Here is a 16185-nt window from a genome sequence, read left to right as displayed (position 1 = left end):
GGCAGGTTGCCGGAGCGGCTGCGGCATGTTGCGTTGGTAAGCCTTGATCAGCGTTGCTCAGCTAGTCCCGGACGGTCCCCACGTTCGGGGCGGGATTCTCTCCCATTCTACCGGTACCACTGACACTGATGGGGGTTTGCCGGTACCTGAGTCCGCATGTGCCGCCCTGAACGAGCCTTGTCCGACTCCCGATATGCGGATGGGGTCCTCAAGAGGCTCACAACGGCACTCAGCGCTTCGAGGCGTCAACCCTTTGCTACTTGGGAGTCAGATGCCCATTCGCCACCGCGCACGGCGGCACGACACGGCACGCGCCGGCGGTTCACACCGACCGTCGGCGCCAATTTTTGTGAGGTACATCACGCATCGCTGACGGGGTGCCAGACCGCCCCCAAGTCACCCGTAGGTGTCACCCGGGCCCTGGCTGCCGGGGGCTCGCAACGGCCCGTAACGCCGACCCGGGCCGCCCGCACCGCCGGGCCCCAGCACCTTGATCATCCGTACCGACCCGTGCCCCAGGTCCTCGTTGAGACGGGCCACCAGCGTCGGCGCGAGCAGCCGCAGGTTCGTCGCCCAGGCCGTCGAGTCGCAGCGCACCACCAGCACCCGCTCGTCCTCGTCGTACCGCTCCGGCACACAGTGCTTCGCCACGTCCTCACCGACGATCTGCGGCCAGCGGCCCATCACCCCGCCCACCGCCGCCGGCGTCTCCCAGCCCCGCTCGGTGATCAGCCGGTTGATCGCCGAACCCAGCGCCATGGGATCACGCCCGTCGGCCCGCGCCCCGGAGCGCAGACCGCCACGACGCGCCTGCTTCTTCTGCTGAGCCGCGTCCCCACGCGCGCGTGCCGCCTCCCGCGCCGCTCTGAGCGCCACGCGCGCGAGGTCGACGCCGGACGGCTCCGGGCCGCCGCTCTTCCCGGGGTCCTTCCTGTGGTCCTTCTTGTGGCCGCCGGGAGGGTCTGCGGGGGCCGGCTCGTCGGCGCTCATACGCGCTCCACCGTGCCCTCCGCCACCTTGAACCGCGCCCCCGCCAGCACATGCGGTACGTCGTCGTCGACCGCGGCCGTCACCAGCACCTGCTCACCGGGCGCCACCAGCTCCGCCAGCCGCTCCCGGCGCCGCGCGTCCAGCTCGGCGAAGACGTCGTCCAGCACCAGCACCGGCTCGTTGCCCTCGGCCCGCAGCAGGTCGAACGACGCCAGCCTGAGCGCCAGCGCGTACGACCACGACTCGCCGTGGGAGGCGTAGCCCTTGGCGGGCAGCGAGCCGAGCTTGAGCAGCAGATCGTCCCGGTGCGGACCGACCAGGGTGACGCCGCGCTCGATCTCCTGCTTGCGCGCCTCGGCCAGCGCGGCCATCAGCTGCTCGTACAGATCCTCACGCGTGTGCGCCTCGCCGGGCGCCGACGGCTTGTACTCCAGGGCGAGGGGGCCGCCGCCCGGGGCCAGCTGCTCGTACGCCTTGTCGGCCAGCGGCTGCACGGCCGCGATCAGGTCCAGCCGCTGGGCGAGCAGCTCGGCGCCCGCGCGCGCGAGATGCTGGTCCCAGACGTCGAGCGTGGACAGGTCCATCGTGCGCCCACCGTGTCGGCGGGCGAGCGCGGCCGACTTCAGCAGGGTGTTGCGCTGCTTGAGGACCCGGTCGTAGTCGGAGCGCACCCCGGCCATCCGCGGCGAACGGGCGGTGATCAGCTCGTCCAGGAAACGGCGCCGCTCACCGGGGTCGCCCTTCACCAGCGCGAGGTCCTCCGGCGCGAACAGCACGGTGCGCACGATGCCGAGCACATCACGCGGTCTGACCTGCGAGGACCTGTTGATACGGGCACGATTGGCCTTGCCCGGGTTCAGCTCCAGCTCGATCAGCTGCTGCCGCTCGCCCTGCCGGACCTGGGCGCGGATCACGGCCCGCTCGGCGCCCATGCGCACCAGGGGGGCGTCGGAGGAGACCCGGTGGCTGCCGAGGGTGGCGAGATAGCCGACCGCCTCGACCAGGTTCGTCTTGCCCTGCCCGTTCGGGCCGACGAAAGCGGTGACGCCCGGGTCCAGGGGCACCTCGACCCGGGCGTACGAACGGAAGTCGGCCAGCGACAGATGCGTGACGTGCATGGTCGTGCGCCGACCTCCCGGGTGTTCGTCCCTCGGGCGCGTGGCCCTCGGGTGCTGCCTACTTCTTCTCGACCGCGTGGCCGCCGAACTGATTGCGCAGCGCGGCGATCATCTTCATCTGCGGCGAGTCGTCCTGCCGGGACGCGAACCGCGCGAAGAGCGACGCCGTGATCGCGGGCAGCGGCACCGCGTTGTCGATCGCCGCCTCCACAGTCCAGCGTCCCTCACCGGAGTCCTGTGCATAACCCCGGAGCCCGTCCAGGTGCTCGTCGTCGTCGAGCGCGTTGACGGCCAGGTCGAGCAGCCAGGAGCGGATCACCGTGCCCTCCTGCCAGGACCGGAAGACCTCGCGGACGTTCTCCACGGAGTCGACCTTCTCCAGCAGCTCCCAGCCCTCAGCGTAGGCCTGCATCATCGCGTACTCGATGCCGTTGTGAACCATCTTCGCGAAGTGGCCCGCGCCCACCTTGCCGGCGTGCACGGCGCCGAAGTCGCCCTCCGGCTTGAGGGCGTCGAAGACCGGCTGCACCTTGGCGACGTTCTCCGCGTCGCCGCCGTACATCAGCGCGTAGCCGTTCTCCAGGCCCCACACGCCGCCGGAGACGCCGCAGTCGACGAAGCCTATGCCCTTGGCCGCCAGCTCCTCGGCGTGCTTCTCGTCGTCCGTCCAGCGGGAGTTACCGCCGTCCACGACGACGTCGCCGGGCTCCAGCAGCTCGCCGAGCCGGTCGACGGTGGCCTGGGTGGCCTCGCCGGCCGGGACCATCACCCACACCACGCGCGGTGCGCTGAGCTTGCCCACAAGCTCTTCCAGGCTGGGGACGTCGGCGAGGTCCGGATTGCGGTCGTATCCGACGACGGTGTGGCCCGCGCGGCGGATCCGCTCGCGCATGTTGCCGCCCATCTTGCCGAGGCCGACGAGACCGAGCTCCATCAGTTGCGTTCCTTAGGTGTGCGAGGTGGCAAGGCGGCACCTCCGTACCCGCCGGATGCGTGCCGCGGCACTTTCGTACCCGCGTCGAGCCTAAACCCGGACGCCCGTGCACAGCTGTGGGCATACGCGCTCAGACGTATGCCCCCACCTGCGGGTTCGTCCCCACCCTGTGGACAGCGACCGACAGTGCGACGGCCCTGCTCAGCCGCTCAGCCGCACCGGCATGATCAGGTACTTGTAGGCCTCGTCCGCCTCCGCGTCCACCGCGGGCTTGCCGCTGAGCAGCGCCGGCTTCGTGGACGTCGTGAAGGAGAGCTGGGCGACCGGGGAGTCGATGGCGCTCAGACCGTCCAGCAGGAAGGTCGGGTTGAAGGCGATCGAGATGTCGTCGCCCTCCAGCTGGGCGTCGACCCTTTCCACAGCCTGTGCGTCGTCGCTGGAGCCGGCCTCCAGGATGAGCACGCCCTGCTCGAAGCTGAGCCGCACCGGGGTGTTGCGCTCGGCGACCAGGGCCACACGCTTGACGGCCTCCACGAAGGGGGCGGTCTCGATCACGGCGACGCTGTTGAACTCCGTCGGGAACAGCGTCTTGTACTTCGGGAGGTCACCCTCCAGCAGCCGCGTCGTCGTCCGGCGGCCCGCCCCCTCGAAACCGATCAGGCCCTCGCCCGCGCCCGAGCCGGACAGCGCCAGGATCACCTGGTCACCGCTGGTCAGCGCCTTGGCGGTGTCCTGGAGCGTCTTGGCGGGCACCAGGGCGACCGCGGAGATCTCCGGGTTCTCCGGCTTCCACAGGAACTCGCGGACCGCGAAGCGGTAGCGGTCGGTGGAGGCCAGCGTCACCGAGTCGCCCTCGATCTCGATGCGCACACCGGTGAGCACGGGCAGCGTGTCGTCGCGGCCCGCGGCGATGGCCACCTGCTGCACGGCCGAGGCGAAGACCTCGCCGGGGACCGTGCCCGTCGCCTCCGGCATCTGCGGCAGCGCCGGGTACTCCTCCACCGGCAGGGTGTGGAGGGTGAACCGCGAGGAGCCGCAGACCACCGTCGCCCGTACACCGTCTGTGGAAATCTCCACCGGCCGGTTGGGGAGGGCGCGGGAGATGTCGGCGAGCAGGCGGCCGGAAACGAGGACCGTGCCCTCCTCCTCGATCTCCGCCTCCACGGACACCCGCGCCGAGACCTCGTAGTCGAAGCCGGACAGGCTCAGCTGTCCCTCCTCGGCCTTCAGCAGCAGGCCCGCGAGGACCGGCGCCGGCGGACGGGCCGGGAGGCTGCGAGCCGCCCAGGCCACTGCCTCCGCGAGTACGTCGCGTTCCACCCGGATCTTCACTGTTGCCGCCTCCTGCTGTTGCCGGCGCTGCTCGCCCTGCTTCGCCTTCGTCGTCTGACCGGTGTCGTCCGCCGCTGTGAGGGGCAGAACACCGGGGACCAGTCTGACGCACCCCACTGACAGTAGGTGCCGTTCGGGGTCAAGTCGTGACGAGGGGCGGTCGGGCTCGAGAGGGCGAGTTGTGCACAGGACCCGCTTCGAAACGAATTCCGCTCTCTCTCTAGTCGTCAGTAGTAGTAGGGCCTGTGGATACGGTGGATAACCTTGTTTGCCCAGGTCAGAGCATGAATTTTGTCCACGGGTCCTGTGGGCGGAGCCGGTGGACAACCGGGCGCATCTGTGGAGAACGGAAAGTTCTGCACACACCGTGCACAGGGAGAGGCGACTTCTCCCCAGAGCCGTCCCCAGCTTTACCCACGTTTCCCACAGCCCAACCAGGCAGCCTGGTGTGACGCCTTTCACTCGACGCGGTGACGGGGCGCGTCACGTTGCCGAACAGTGGACAGGCGTGTGGAGAAGCTGGGGATCGCTGGGGACAACCCACTCCAGCCTGTGGGTTGCCCGTGGACAACTGAATGCACAGCCTGTGGATCATTTCTTCGTCCACAGCCTGTGGAGATCGTTCGTCCACGAATCCACAGGGGGCTGACCTGCCTTGATGATCCCTCACCAGCCTGGCCTGTGGACAGGATCGGGACAACTTCCCAGTCCCCAAGGTGTGGACGGAAAAAACTGGCCGAATCTGTGGAGGACGGCCGTAACCCGGCAAGTATTCGAACAGTGGGCAGGACGGCAGTGCGACCGCGGTGGGGCGGGAGGAGGGTCGGCGGGACCGGCGGGACCGCGGGAGGGCCCCTCGCGGGCACGCAAAAGGCGCCCCCGAGGAGTCCAGGGGCGCCCGTTCGGCCGGTGCCGGCGGCCGTCAGCCGTTCTTGATGCGGTTGGTCAGCTCGGTCACCTGGTTGTAGATCGAGCGCCGCTCGGCCATGAGATTGCGGATCTTGCGGTCGGCGTGCATCACCGTGGTGTGGTCCCGGCCGCCGAACAGCGCGCCGATCTTCGGCAGTGAGAGGTCCGTCAGCTCGCGGCACAGGTACATCGCGATCTGCCGGGCGGTCACGAGCGCCCGCCCGCGCGAGGTGCCGCACAGGTCCTCGACCGTGAGGCCGAAGTAGTCCGCGGTCGCGCCCATGATGGCCGTGGACGTGATCTCGGGGGCCGAGTCCTCGCCGCCGGGGATCAGGTCCTTGAGGACGATCTCGGTGAGACCCAGGTCCACCGGCTGCCGGTTGAGCGACGCGAACGCCGTCACCCGGATCAGCGCGCCCTCCAGCTCGCGGATGTTGCGCGAGATCCGCGAGGCGATGAACTCCAGCACCTCGGGCGGGGCGTTGAGCTGCTCCTGCACCGCCTTCTTGCGCAGGATCGCGATGCGCGTCTCCAGCTCCGGCGGCTGGACGTCGGTGATCAGCCCCCACTCGAAGCGGTTGCGGAGCCGGTCCTCCAGCGTCACCAACTGCTTGGGAGGCCGGTCGCTGGAGAGCACGATCTGCTTGTTGGCGTTGTGGAGGGTGTTGAAGGTGTGGAAGAACTCCTCCTGCGTCGACTCCTTGTCCGCGAGGAACTGGATGTCGTCGACGAGCAGGATGTCCATCTCGCGGTAGCGCTTGCGGAAGCTGTCGCCCTTGCCGTCGCGGATGGAGTTGATGAACTCGTTGGTGAACTCCTCCGAGCTCACGTAGCGCACGCGCGTGCCGGGGTAGAGGCTGCGCGCGTAGTGCCCGATGGCGTGCAGGAGGTGGGTCTTGCCGAGCCCCGACTCCCCGTAGATGAAGAGGGGGTTGTAGGCCTTCGCGGGTGCCTCGGCGACGGCGACGGCTGCCGCGTGGGCGAAGCGGTTGGAGGCGCCGATGACGAAGGTGTCGAAGAGGTACTTCGGGTTCAGGCGCGCGGTCGGCTCGCCCGGTCCGGTCGCCGGCGCGGGCTGTGCGGCCAGCGGTCCGGGCGCCCCGGTGGCGGGTCCGGGGCCGACGGGGCCGCCGCGGTGGACGTGTCCGGATCCGGCCGGGGGCTCAGGACGGTCCCGGCGGGGGCCGCGCTGGTCGTACTCGCCGCGCTGCTGCTCGTAGTCCTTTCGCTGCTGGTCGTAGTCGCCGCGCGGGCTGTCGTAGTCGCCGCGGGGCTTGTCGTAGTCGCTTCGGGACTGCTCGTACTCACCGCGCGGAGAGTCGTACGACGGGCGTTCCGGGGGCTGCTGCCGGTAGTCCTGCTGGTACGGGGTGTGGGATTCGTGGGAGTACGGCGGTGGCGGCGGCTCCTGGCCGTACGGCTCCTGGGACGGGGACGCGTAGGGGTCCCGTTCCGGGAATCCGAGGCGCTGCTGCTGCCAGCCGTAGTCGTCCTGCTGCGCGGGCCGCGGCCAGGAGCCGGGCTCGGGGCGCTGGTACTCCTGCGGGTAGGCGGGCCGGGCGGTGGGGAGCTGGTCGGCGCGGTTGCGGCCGTAGCCCTCGTACTCGTCGCGGTAGTCCTCGCGGCCGCCCTGGCCGGGGGCGGGGAGCTCGGGCTCCTCGTAGCGGGGCTGGGGGCGGGCGGGCGGTGCCTGGGGTGCCTGCGGCGCGGGGCCGGCGGGTTCGCCGGCGGTGTCGTCGACGGTGATCGCGATGCGGATCGGGCGGCCGCATTCGCGGCTCAGGGTCTCGCTGACGATCGGGGCGAGGCGGCCCTCCAGTACGCCCTTCGCAAATTCGTTCGGTACGGCGAGCAGGGCGGTGTCGGCGACCAGCGCGAGCGGCTGGCAGCGGCGGATCCAGTGCTCGTCCTTCGACTCGACGCCCTGCCCGCGGCCTTCTCCGAGGAGTTGCTCCAGTACGCGTGGCCACACTGCGGCAAGATCGGCAGGTACGTCAGCCACAGGGCACGCTCTCTCACGAGTCCCTCGAAGGTGTGATTCGGGGACGGGTCGGGATGAAACTCGGGTGGGGCAGGGATAAGGGAACGAATCGGAGTCCAGTCACGGTAGTCAGCGCGACGGGTAGGGTTCAAGTTGTTGTCCCCAGCCTGTGGACAAGTGTCTCCCGGTCACCGCTGGTTTGACCGAATGGCGCAGTCGCACGTACCGTAACCAGGTCGAGTTGTCGATGGCTGCTGCCGCCTGCCTCCGATGGGCACAGGTCACGTCCAAGGTGATCGAAAAGCGGTGCACTCGGGCGTAACGCGAGCTACTCGTGGGCGCACGGTGACAGCCAGGACGGCACCCCGCCAACCCCGATTCTTTCTGGAGCCCCCGAGTGAGCAAGCGCACCTTCCAGCCGAACAACCGTCGCCGCGCGAAGACCCACGGCTTCCGGCTGCGTATGCGTACCCGTGCCGGCCGCGCGATTCTCGCGACCCGCCGCAGCAAGGGTCGCGCCCGTCTGTCCGCCTGATCCCGGTCAGGTCATGACATCGTGCTGCCCACCGAGAACCGGCTGAGGCGGCGCGAGGACTTCGCGACCGCGGTACGACGAGGCCGCCGGGCCGGCCGTCCGGCTCTCGTCGTCCACCTTCGAAGCGGTGCCACGGACCCGCACGCGCCTGGGGAGAGCGCTCCCCCGACACGTGCGGGTTTCGTCGTGAGCAAAGCCGTGGGTGGTGCGGTCGTGCGCAACAAGGTGAAGCGCAGGCTTCGTCACCTGATGCGCGACCGGATCGACCTGTTGCCCCCCGGTAGCCTGGTAGTCGTACGAGCGCTGCCCGGTGCGGGTGACGCCGACCATGCACAGCTGGCCCGAGACCTGGACGCCGCCCTGGGGCGGCTACTGGGAGGGGGCGCGCGATGAAGTACCCGCTGCTGGCTCTGATCAAGCTCTACCAGTGGACGATCAGTCCGCTGCTGGGGCCGGTGTGCAAGTACTACCCGTCGTGTTCCCACTACGGCTACACGGCCATCGACCGGCACGGAGCCGTCAAGGGCACGGCGCTCACCGCCTGGCGCATCCTGCGGTGCAATCCGTGGTCGCCGGGCGGCGTGGACCATGTTCCGCCGCGCAAGCGCCCGCGGTGGCACGAAATGCTGCGTGCCGCCTGGCGGGCACGCAAGGGCGGGACCTCCGCCGCCGAACCGGCCACCGAAGGAAGGCCTGCTCACCCGAGCTCGTCCGATCCTTCGAGCCCGGCCGCAGAGACCTCGCCCCATGCCCAAGGAGCATGATTAGTGGACACGATTGCCAGCCTCTTCAGCTTTATCACCTGGCCCGTCTCCTGGGTCATCGTCCAGTTCCACACGGTGTACGGGGCGATCTTCGGACCTGACACCGGATGGGCCTGGGGCCTGTCCATCGTGTCCCTGGTGATCCTCATCCGTATCTGCCTGATCCCGCTCTTCGTGAAGCAGATCAAGGCGACGCGCGGGATGCAGACGCTCCAGCCGGAGATGAAGAAGATCCAGGAGCGCTACAAGAACGACAAACAGCGTCAGTCCGAAGAGATGATGAAGCTGTACAAGGAGACGGGCACCAACCCGCTCTCCTCGTGCCTTCCCATCCTGGCGCAGTCCCCGTTCTTCTTCGCCCTCTACCACGTGCTCAACGGCATCGCGTCCGGTGACACCATCGGCGCCGTCAACCAGGACCTGCTGGAGAGCGCACAGAAGGCGCACATCTTCGGGGCCCCGCTGGCCTCCAAGTTCTTCAGCAGCGAGAGCGACGTCGCCGCCCTCAGCGCCTCCCTGACCGACGTCCGCGTCGTCACCGCGATCATGATCGTGCTGATGTCGGCCTCGCAGTTCTTCACCCAGCGCCAGCTGATGACGAAGAACGTCGACACCACGGTGAAGACGCCGTTCATGCAGCAGCAGAAGATGCTGATGTACGTCTTCCCCGTCATGTTCGCCGTCTTCGGTGTGAACTTCCCCGTCGGTGTCCTCGTCTACTGGCTGACCACCAACGTGTGGACCATGGGCCAGCAGATGTACGTCATCCGCAACAACCCGACGCCGGGCTCCAAGGCGCAGGCCGCCTACCTGGAGCGGCTGCACAAGAGCGTCACCGAGCACGGCAAGATCCGCGGCCGGGGCGAGAAGGCCATCGTGAAGGCCATCGTCGCCAAGGGCCGGGACCGCAACGAGGCCGAGCGCAAGTTCATCAACGGTCTGAACAAGGCGGGCATGGCGGCTCAGGCCGACGGCAGTGTGGTGAAGAACGACGCCGCTGTCGCCGCCCAGAGCGCGGACGGCTCGACCGTGACGACCACGGGCCAGCCCAAGCGCCAGCAGCCGAAGCGGCAGAGCAAGTCCCAGCGCCAGGCCAAGCCCGCCGGTGAGGCCGAGCCGAAGACGTCGCTGACCAAGTCGGACGAGCCGCAGGACGCCAAGCCGGACGCCGAGCCGGCCGGCAAGCAGGATGCCAAGTCTGCCGCCGGTGCCAAGAAGCCGGCTCAGAAGTCCGGTGGCGGTGGCCGCAGCAAGGCCCAGTCCGGACAGCGCAAGGGCCCGCAGCGGCCCAAGTCCCCGTCGAAGAAGTAAGAAGGAGTCCATCCCGTGACGGAAGGCACCACCTCCGCCGCTGCCGAGGGTGCAGACACCCTGACTCGCCTCGAGCAGGAGGGCGAGATCGCCGCGGACTACCTGGAGGGTCTGCTCGACATCGCCGACCTCGACGGCGACATCGACATGGACGTCGAGGCCGACCGTGCCTCTGTCTCGATCATCAGCGACAGCAAGAGCCGGGACCTGCAGAAGCTGGTCGGCCGGGACGGTGAGGTGCTGGAGGCTCTGCAGGAGCTGACGCGCCTGGCCGTTCACCGGGAGACCGGTGACCGCAGCCGGCTCATGCTCGACATCGCGGGTTACCGGGCGGGCAAGCGCGCCGAGCTGTCCGAGCTGGGCGCCAAGACCGCGGCCGAGGTCAAGAGCAGCGGCGAGTCCGTGCGGCTTGCGCCGATGACGCCCTTCGAGCGCAAGGTCGTGCATGACGCGGTCAAGGCCGCGGGACTGCGCAGTGAATCCGAGGGCGAGGAGCCGGAGCGCTTCGTCGTCGTGCTCCCCGCCTGATCGGTTCCCTCTCGTTCTCCGGCCCCGTCTGTTGCGCAGGCGGGGCCGAATTTTGTCAGCCTGATAGTTCTGGTGGTTCTGGTACCGGCGCCCCGTGCGCCCGTGCCGTACGGAAGGACGGTCCCCCGTGTCGGAGGCAGCGGAGCTCCCCCCTGTACCCGAGCAGGCACGTGACGTGTTCGGTGATCGCTACGCGGACGCGGTCCGCTACGCGGAACTGCTCGCCGAGGCGGGGGTGAAGCGCGGCCTGATCGGCCCGCGTGAAGTGCCCCGGCTCTGGGAGCGGCACCTGCTGAACTGCGCGGTGCTCTCGGAGGTCGTACCCGAGGGAGTGACGGTGTGCGACGTCGGCTCGGGTGCCGGCCTGCCCGGGATCCCGTTGGCGCTGGTGCGCGAGGACCTGAAGATCACTCTTCTTGAGCCGCTGCTGCGCCGCACGAACTTCCTCACCGAGGTCGTGGAGCTGCTGGGCCTGGACCACGTCACCGTGGTGCGGGGCCGGGCCGAGGAGGTCATGGGCAAGATGACGCCGGTGCATGTGGTGACGGCCCGTGCCGTCGCTCCGCTGGACCGGCTCGCCACTTGGGGCATCCCGCTGCTGCGCCCGTACGGCGAGATGCTCGCCCTCAAGGGCGACACAGCTGAGGAGGAGCTGAGGGCGGCGACCGCGGCGCTGAGCAAACTCGGAGCGGAGGAGACGTCCATCCTTCACGTCGGCGAGGGCGTCGTGGAACCCATGTCCACCGTGGTACGGGTCGAGGTGGGCGAGAGCCCCGGTGGGGTGCGTTTCGCGGCCAAGCGTGCCAAGGCCGCCCGGACCGGACGGACGCGCCGGCGTCGCGGATAGCCTCTCTGCTGGTTGCGTCGGGTGGCTGGGGGCCGGTGGCGGGCGGTGTTTGCTCGCTCGGGTGGCGCTCTGAGCTTGCTCTGACGGTCCGCCGTACTCCACACAAGCTGCCCTGCCTACGTGTGCCGGAGTGTCGCGGCAGTTCGGCTTCGGCTGCGCTGCATCGTGTTTCACGTGAAACGTCGCTCACTGCTGCACGGCATCATCAGTCGCGGCCGCGCCGCGGCCGATCCACGCGACCGAAAGCCTCTCGGGTCGCTCAGAGAGGGCACGGAGTTGTCCACAGAGGTGGATTTCTCCACAGAAGACCAGGCCTCACTGGTTCATGACCCCGAAGGCATGGGAGGCTCTGTTCATTGCGAGCCTGAAGTCGAGGAGAGTGAATCCTTGCGGTCCGACGCCAATATCGCGGGACCGATGACCGATCCGGTCCCCGGTCCCCGTACCGAGTCGATGGGGGCGGATGTTTCACGTGAAACACCGCCTCCGATGGACGACACTCCGATCGGTCGTGCTGCCCAACTGGCGGTGGAGGCTCTGGGCCGCGCCGGCGAGGGGCTGCCGCGACCCGAGCAGACCCGGGTCATGGTCGTAGCGAACCAGAAGGGCGGTGTGGGCAAGACGACGACGACCGTCAACCTTGCCGCATCACTCGCCTTGCACGGTGCGAGAGTCCTGGTCGTCGACCTCGACCCACAGGGCAACGCCTCCACCGCTCTGGGTATCGACCATCACGCCGATGTGCCCTCCATCTACGACGTGCTGGTCGAGAGCCGACCGCTCTCGGAAGTGGTCCAGCCGGTCCCTGATGTCGAAGGCCTGTTCTGCGCGCCCGCCACCATCGATCTCGCCGGTGCGGAGATCGAACTGGTCTCTCTGGTCGCACGCGAGAGCCGGCTCCAGCGGGCGATCACCGCGTACGAGCAGCCGCTGGACTACATCCTCATCGACTGCCCGCCCTCCCTCGGCCTGCTCACGGTCAACGCGCTCGTCGCGGGCCAGGAGGTACTGATCCCGATCCAGTGCGAGTACTACGCGCTGGAAGGACTGGGACAGCTGCTGCGCAACGTCGACCTGGTACGGGGACACCTCAACCCCACGCTGCATGTGTCGACGATCCTCCTCACCATGTACGACGGTCGGACGCGGCTTGCGTCCCAGGTCGCGGACGAGGTGCGCAGCCACTTCGGCGAGGAGGTGCTGCGGACGAGCATTCCCCGCTCGGTCCGGATCTCCGAGGCCCCGAGCTACGGGCAGACGGTACTGACCTACGATCCTGGATCAAGTGGAGCCCTCTCCTACCTGGAGGCGGCCCGTGAGATCGCGCTGAAGGGCGTGGGCGTCAACTATGACGCGACCCACGCCCATGTCGGCGCTCAGAATGATCCGAACATGGTGGAGGGGATCCAGTGAGTGAGCGACGGAGGGGGCTGGGCCGTGGTCTGGGCGCACTGATCCCCAACGCCCCGACCGAGAAGTCGGTTGCCTCGGCGGCGTTGGGAAGCCCGGCTTCCGCGTCCCCGGGGACGCGGCCTCTGCTGCCGAACGAACGCGGAGTGGCCGCGGCGAAGGTGGCCACGCTGGCGCATGTTTCACGTGAAACGGAAGAGCCGACGGCACCCCATGGTGCTGAAGGCCTTCGTCCGCCCATGGGGGCGCACTTCGCCGAGGTTCCTCTCGACGCCATCACGCCGAATCCGAAGCAGCCGCGCAAGGACTTCGACGACGACGCACTGGCCGAGCTCGTCACCTCCATCCGGGAGGTCGGCCTTCTTCAGCCGGTCGTCGTGCGGCCGACGGAGCCCGGGCGCTATGAGCTCATCATGGGCGAGCGCCGTTTCCGGGCCTGCCGAGAGCTGGAACTGGACGCCATCCCGGCGATCGTGCGGGCGACGGAGGACGAGAAGCTCCTCCTGGACGCACTCCTGGAGAACCTGCACCGCGCTCAGCTGAACCCGCTGGAGGAGGCCTTCGCTTACGACCAGCTGCTGAAGGACTTCAACTGCACGCACGACCAGCTGGCGGACCGCATCGGTCGTTCACGTCCGCAGGTGTCCAACACGTTGCGGCTGCTCAAGCTCTCCCCGAAGGTGCAGAACCGGGTCGCCGCAGGTGTGCTCTCCGCGGGGCACGCGCGAGCGTTGCTGTCCGTCGACGACCCGGAGGAGCAGGACCGGCTGGCCCATCGCATCGTGGCCGAAGGGCTCTCGGTGCGGTCGGTCGAGGAGATTGTGACCCTGATGGGTTCACGGCCGCAGAAGCCGCAGCGAGCCAAGGGCCCCCGGGCCGGCTCTCTGGTTTCCCCGGCGCTGTCGGACCTGGCGACGCGACTCTCGGACCGCTTCGAGACCCGGGTGAAGGTCGACTTGGGGCAGAAGAAGGGCAAGATCACCGTGGAGTTCGCCTCCATGGACGACCTTGAGCGGATCCTCGGCAGTCTCGCTCCTGGTGAAGGCCCCGTACTGCAGAAGGGCCTCCTGGAGAACGAGGAAGAGGACGCCGAGTCCTGATGCTTCGGTAGTCGGGGCGCCCAGGGCGCTGCGGCTGCCGCAAGGGCGGTCAAGGGCGGGCCGTGTCCGGTGCATACCGGAACACGGCCCGCCCTTTGCATTGCGCCGGTGTCGGGGCCATCACATCGTGGATACGATGCGAGCGGGATGGCGTTGTCACCTGGCAGTACCTCTGAGAGGAAGGCAGGGGCCATGCGGACGATGAGCCGTACCGAACTGGTGAGCGCGGGCTTGGGGCTGGGCGCGGTCGGCGGGTTCATCAGCAGCCTGCTCAGGGAACGGAGCGCTCTGACAGCCGCCCGTGACGCGGCAGGGGAAGGAAGGGAGGAACGGCCTTCATGGGGCGCCGGCTCGTACCGCTCACGCTGGACAACCTTCAGGACTTTCCCCAGCGCTGTCGCTCGTGCGTCTTCTGGGAACTGGACCCCGTCAGCGGCGAGGCCGCGGTAAAGGCCGGCACGCCGACCCTGGAGAAGGAGTCCTGGATCTCCGCCGTACTGCTGGACTGGGGGTCCTGCGGCCGGGTGGTCTACGTCGATGACGTGCCGGTGGGCTTCGTTCTCTACGCGCCGCCCGCGTATGTACCGCGCTCGGCGGCTTTCCCCACCAGTCCGGTCTCCTCCGACGCGGTTCAGCTGATGACCGCGTTCGTGATGCCGGGGTACCAGGGGCAGGGACTGGGCCGGGTGATGGTCCAGACGGTCGCCAAGGATCTCCTGCGCCGTGGTTTCAAGGCCATCGAGGCGTTCGGGGATGCCCGCTGGAAGGAGCCCGCCTGCGTGCTGCCGGCGGAGCATCTCCTGGCGGTGGGCTTCAAGACGGTCCGACCGCACCCCCGGCATCCGAGGCTGCGGCTGGATCTGCGCTCCACGCTGTCCTGGAAGGAAGATGTGGAGATGGCACTGGACCGCCTGCTCGGTGCCGTGCAGAAGGAACCGGCGCTGCGTCCGCTGTAGTGGCGGCACCGGGGACCCGCTGTAAACCGAATGGGCCGACCCGGTCGGGTCGGCCCATTCGTGTTTCACGTGAAACGTCAGTCGGTCGTCAGTCGGCGATGAAGTCCTCGAGGTCGCGGACGATCGCGGCCTTCGGCTTCGCACCGACGATGGTCTTGGCGACCTCGCCACCCTGGTAGACGTTCAGGGTCGGGATGGACATGACGCCGTACTTGGCAGCCGTACCCGGGTTCTCGTCGATGTTCAGCTTGACGATCTCGATCTTGTCGCCGTACTCGGCGGCGATCGCCTCGAGGGACGGCGCGATCTGACGGCAGGGACCGCACCAGGCGGCCCAGAAGTCCACCAGGACGGGCTTGTCGTTCTTGAGGACGTCCTGCTCGAAGGAGTCGTCGGTTACATGCTTCAGGGTGCCGGCCACGGCGGGCTCCTTAACTGGTTGGTGCAGTGGGGTGGGTGGTCAGACGGCGGTCTTCTCGGGCTCCGCCTTGTCCTCGTCGCTGAGGGCGGCGAGGAAGCGCTCGGCGTCGAGTGCGGCGGAGCAACCGGTGCCCGCGGCGGTGATCGCCTGGCGGTAGGTGTGGTCGACCACGTCACCGGCTCCGAAGACACCCGTCAGGTTGGTGCGGGTCGAGGGCGCGTCGACCTTCAGGTAGCCCTCCGGGTCCAGGTCGAGCTGGCCCTTGAAGAGCTCCGTGCGCGGGTCGTGGCCGATCGCGATGAACAGGCCGGTCACCGGCAGATCGGAGAGTTCGCCAGTCTTGACGTTGCGCAGCTTCAGGCCCGCGAGCTTCTGTTCACCCTGGACCTCGGCGACCTCGCTGTCCCAGACGAACGTGATCTTGGGGTCGGCAAAGGCACGCTCCTGCATCGCCTTGGAGGCGCGCAGAGTGTCGCGACGGTGGACGATCGTCACGGACTTCGCGAAGCGGGAGAGGAACGTGGCCTCCTCCATCGCGGTGTCACCGCCGCCGATCACGGCGATGTCCTGGTCCTTGAAGAAGAAGCCGTCACAGGTCGCGCACCAGGAGACGCCGCGGCCGGACAGGGCGTCTTCGTTCGGCAGGCCGAGCTTGCGGTGCTGGGAGCCGGTGGTGACGATGACGGCCTTGGCCTGGTGGACCGTTCCCGCGGTGTCGGTGACGGTCTTGATCTCACCGCTGAGGTCGACGGCCACGACATCGTCCGGGATCAGCTCGGCACCGAAGCGCTCCGCCTGGGCGCGCATGTTGTCCATGAGCTCGGGGCCCATGATGCCGTCCTGGAAGCCGGGGAAGTTCTCCACCTCGGTGGTGTTCATCAGCGCTCCGCCCGCGGTGACGGCACCCTCGAACACCAGCGGCTTCAGGGACGCTCGCGCGGTGTAGAGCGCCGCCGTGTAGCCGGCGGGCCCGGAGCCGATGATGATCACGTTTCGGACGTCGCTCACGGCTTCATTCCTCGTCTCTGGACTGCGTCTTCAGGCCGGGT

At 68.6% G+C, this 16185-nt stretch carries 16 protein-coding genes; 9 read left to right on the top strand and 7 right to left on the bottom strand.

All coding sequences use genetic code 11. The features are described 5' to 3' along the window. Positions 1-396: 396 nt before the first annotated feature. From ABS735_RS37615 to dnaA, 5 genes are all read right to left on the bottom strand, one after another. Complete coding sequence (locus ABS735_RS37615) at positions 397-990, bottom strand: DciA family protein (protein WP_373904734.1); 594 nt, start codon at positions 988-990, stop codon at positions 397-399. Continuing rightward, positions 987-2108 carry a DNA replication/repair protein RecF gene (recF, locus tag ABS735_RS37610; protein WP_373904733.1) on the bottom strand — a complete coding sequence of 374 codons (1122 nt, stop codon included), beginning with the start codon at positions 2106-2108 and terminating at the stop codon, positions 987-989. Before recF ends, ABS735_RS37615 begins: the two co-directional genes overlap by 4 nt. 58 nt (positions 2109-2166) lie before the next feature. Beyond that, positions 2167-3042 (bottom strand): phosphogluconate dehydrogenase (NAD(+)-dependent, decarboxylating), encoded by an 876-nt coding sequence (gene gnd, locus ABS735_RS37605; protein ID WP_373904732.1) that lies wholly within the window; start codon positions 3040-3042, stop codon positions 2167-2169. Between the two features lie 201 nt (positions 3043-3243). Beyond that, entirely contained in the window at positions 3244-4374 is a 1131-nt protein-coding gene (gene dnaN, locus ABS735_RS37600) for a DNA polymerase III subunit beta (RefSeq protein WP_007388949.1), read from the bottom strand. A 922-nt stretch (positions 4375-5296) separates the two neighbouring features. Beyond that, positions 5297-7285 carry a chromosomal replication initiator protein DnaA gene (dnaA, locus tag ABS735_RS37595; RefSeq protein WP_373904731.1) on the bottom strand — a complete coding sequence of 663 codons (1989 nt, stop codon included), beginning with the start codon at positions 7283-7285 and terminating at the stop codon, positions 5297-5299. A gap of 376 nt (positions 7286-7661) precedes the next feature. Between dnaA and rpmH the strand changes: the two genes are divergently transcribed. The 9 genes from rpmH to ABS735_RS37550 all read left to right on the top strand — a co-directional run bounded on the left by rpmH (position 7662) and on the right by ABS735_RS37550 (position 14715). Beyond that, on the top strand, positions 7662-7799 hold the full coding sequence (gene rpmH, locus ABS735_RS37590) for a 50S ribosomal protein L34 (RefSeq protein ID WP_003975051.1): 138 nt from the start codon (positions 7662-7664) through the stop codon (positions 7797-7799). Positions 7800-7820: 21 nt separating this feature from the next. Next, complete coding sequence (rnpA, locus tag ABS735_RS37585) at positions 7821-8192, top strand: ribonuclease P protein component (protein ID WP_373904730.1); 372 nt, start codon at positions 7821-7823, stop codon at positions 8190-8192. Beyond that, positions 8189-8563 (top strand): membrane protein insertion efficiency factor YidD, encoded by a 375-nt coding sequence (gene yidD, locus ABS735_RS37580; RefSeq protein ID WP_373904729.1) that lies wholly within the window; start codon positions 8189-8191, stop codon positions 8561-8563. The genes rnpA and yidD overlap by 4 nt, the downstream gene beginning before the upstream one ends. Positions 8564-8566: 3 nt before the next feature. Further along, on the top strand, positions 8567-9874 hold the full coding sequence (gene yidC / locus ABS735_RS37575; RefSeq protein WP_373904728.1) for a membrane protein insertase YidC: 1308 nt from the start codon (positions 8567-8569) through the stop codon (positions 9872-9874). Positions 9875-9889: 15 nt separating this feature from the next. Continuing rightward, the gene (locus ABS735_RS37570) at positions 9890-10402 is read left to right on the top strand and encodes a Jag family protein (protein WP_373904727.1); all 513 of its coding nucleotides are present in this window, start codon (positions 9890-9892) and stop codon (positions 10400-10402) included. A gap of 127 nt (positions 10403-10529) precedes the next feature. Beyond that, positions 10530-11249 carry a 16S rRNA (guanine(527)-N(7))-methyltransferase RsmG gene (gene rsmG / locus ABS735_RS37565; protein ID WP_373904726.1) on the top strand — a complete coding sequence of 240 codons (720 nt, stop codon included), beginning with the start codon at positions 10530-10532 and terminating at the stop codon, positions 11247-11249. Positions 11250-11588: 339 nt separating this feature from the next. Then, positions 11589-12662, top strand: coding sequence for a ParA family protein (locus tag ABS735_RS37560; protein ID WP_373905146.1), 1074 nt, complete (start codon positions 11589-11591; stop codon positions 12660-12662). After that, entirely contained in the window at positions 12659-13759 is a 1101-nt protein-coding gene (locus ABS735_RS37555; protein WP_373904725.1) for a ParB/RepB/Spo0J family partition protein, read from the top strand. Before ABS735_RS37560 ends, ABS735_RS37555 begins: the two co-directional genes overlap by 4 nt. Before the next feature lie 338 nt (positions 13760-14097). Beyond that, positions 14098-14715 carry a GNAT family N-acetyltransferase gene (locus ABS735_RS37550; RefSeq protein ID WP_373904724.1) on the top strand — a complete coding sequence of 206 codons (618 nt, stop codon included), beginning with the start codon at positions 14098-14100 and terminating at the stop codon, positions 14713-14715. Positions 14716-14803: 88 nt separating this feature from the next. Here the strand turns inward: ABS735_RS37550 and trxA are convergent, their stop codons facing one another. Further along, complete coding sequence (trxA, locus tag ABS735_RS37545) at positions 14804-15136, bottom strand: thioredoxin (RefSeq protein ID WP_003975042.1); 333 nt, start codon at positions 15134-15136, stop codon at positions 14804-14806. Between the two features lie 39 nt (positions 15137-15175). Further along, positions 15176-16144, bottom strand: a complete 969-nt coding sequence (gene trxB, locus ABS735_RS37540; RefSeq protein WP_373904723.1) for a thioredoxin-disulfide reductase — start codon at positions 16142-16144, stop codon at positions 15176-15178. Positions 16145-16185: the final 41 nt, after the last annotated feature.

It is taken from the genome of Streptomyces sp. MMCC 100 (assembly GCF_041538145.2).
Lineage (GTDB): Bacteria > Actinomycetota > Actinomycetes > Streptomycetales > Streptomycetaceae > Streptomyces.
This window is presented reverse-complemented; position numbering and strand designations above follow the sequence as displayed.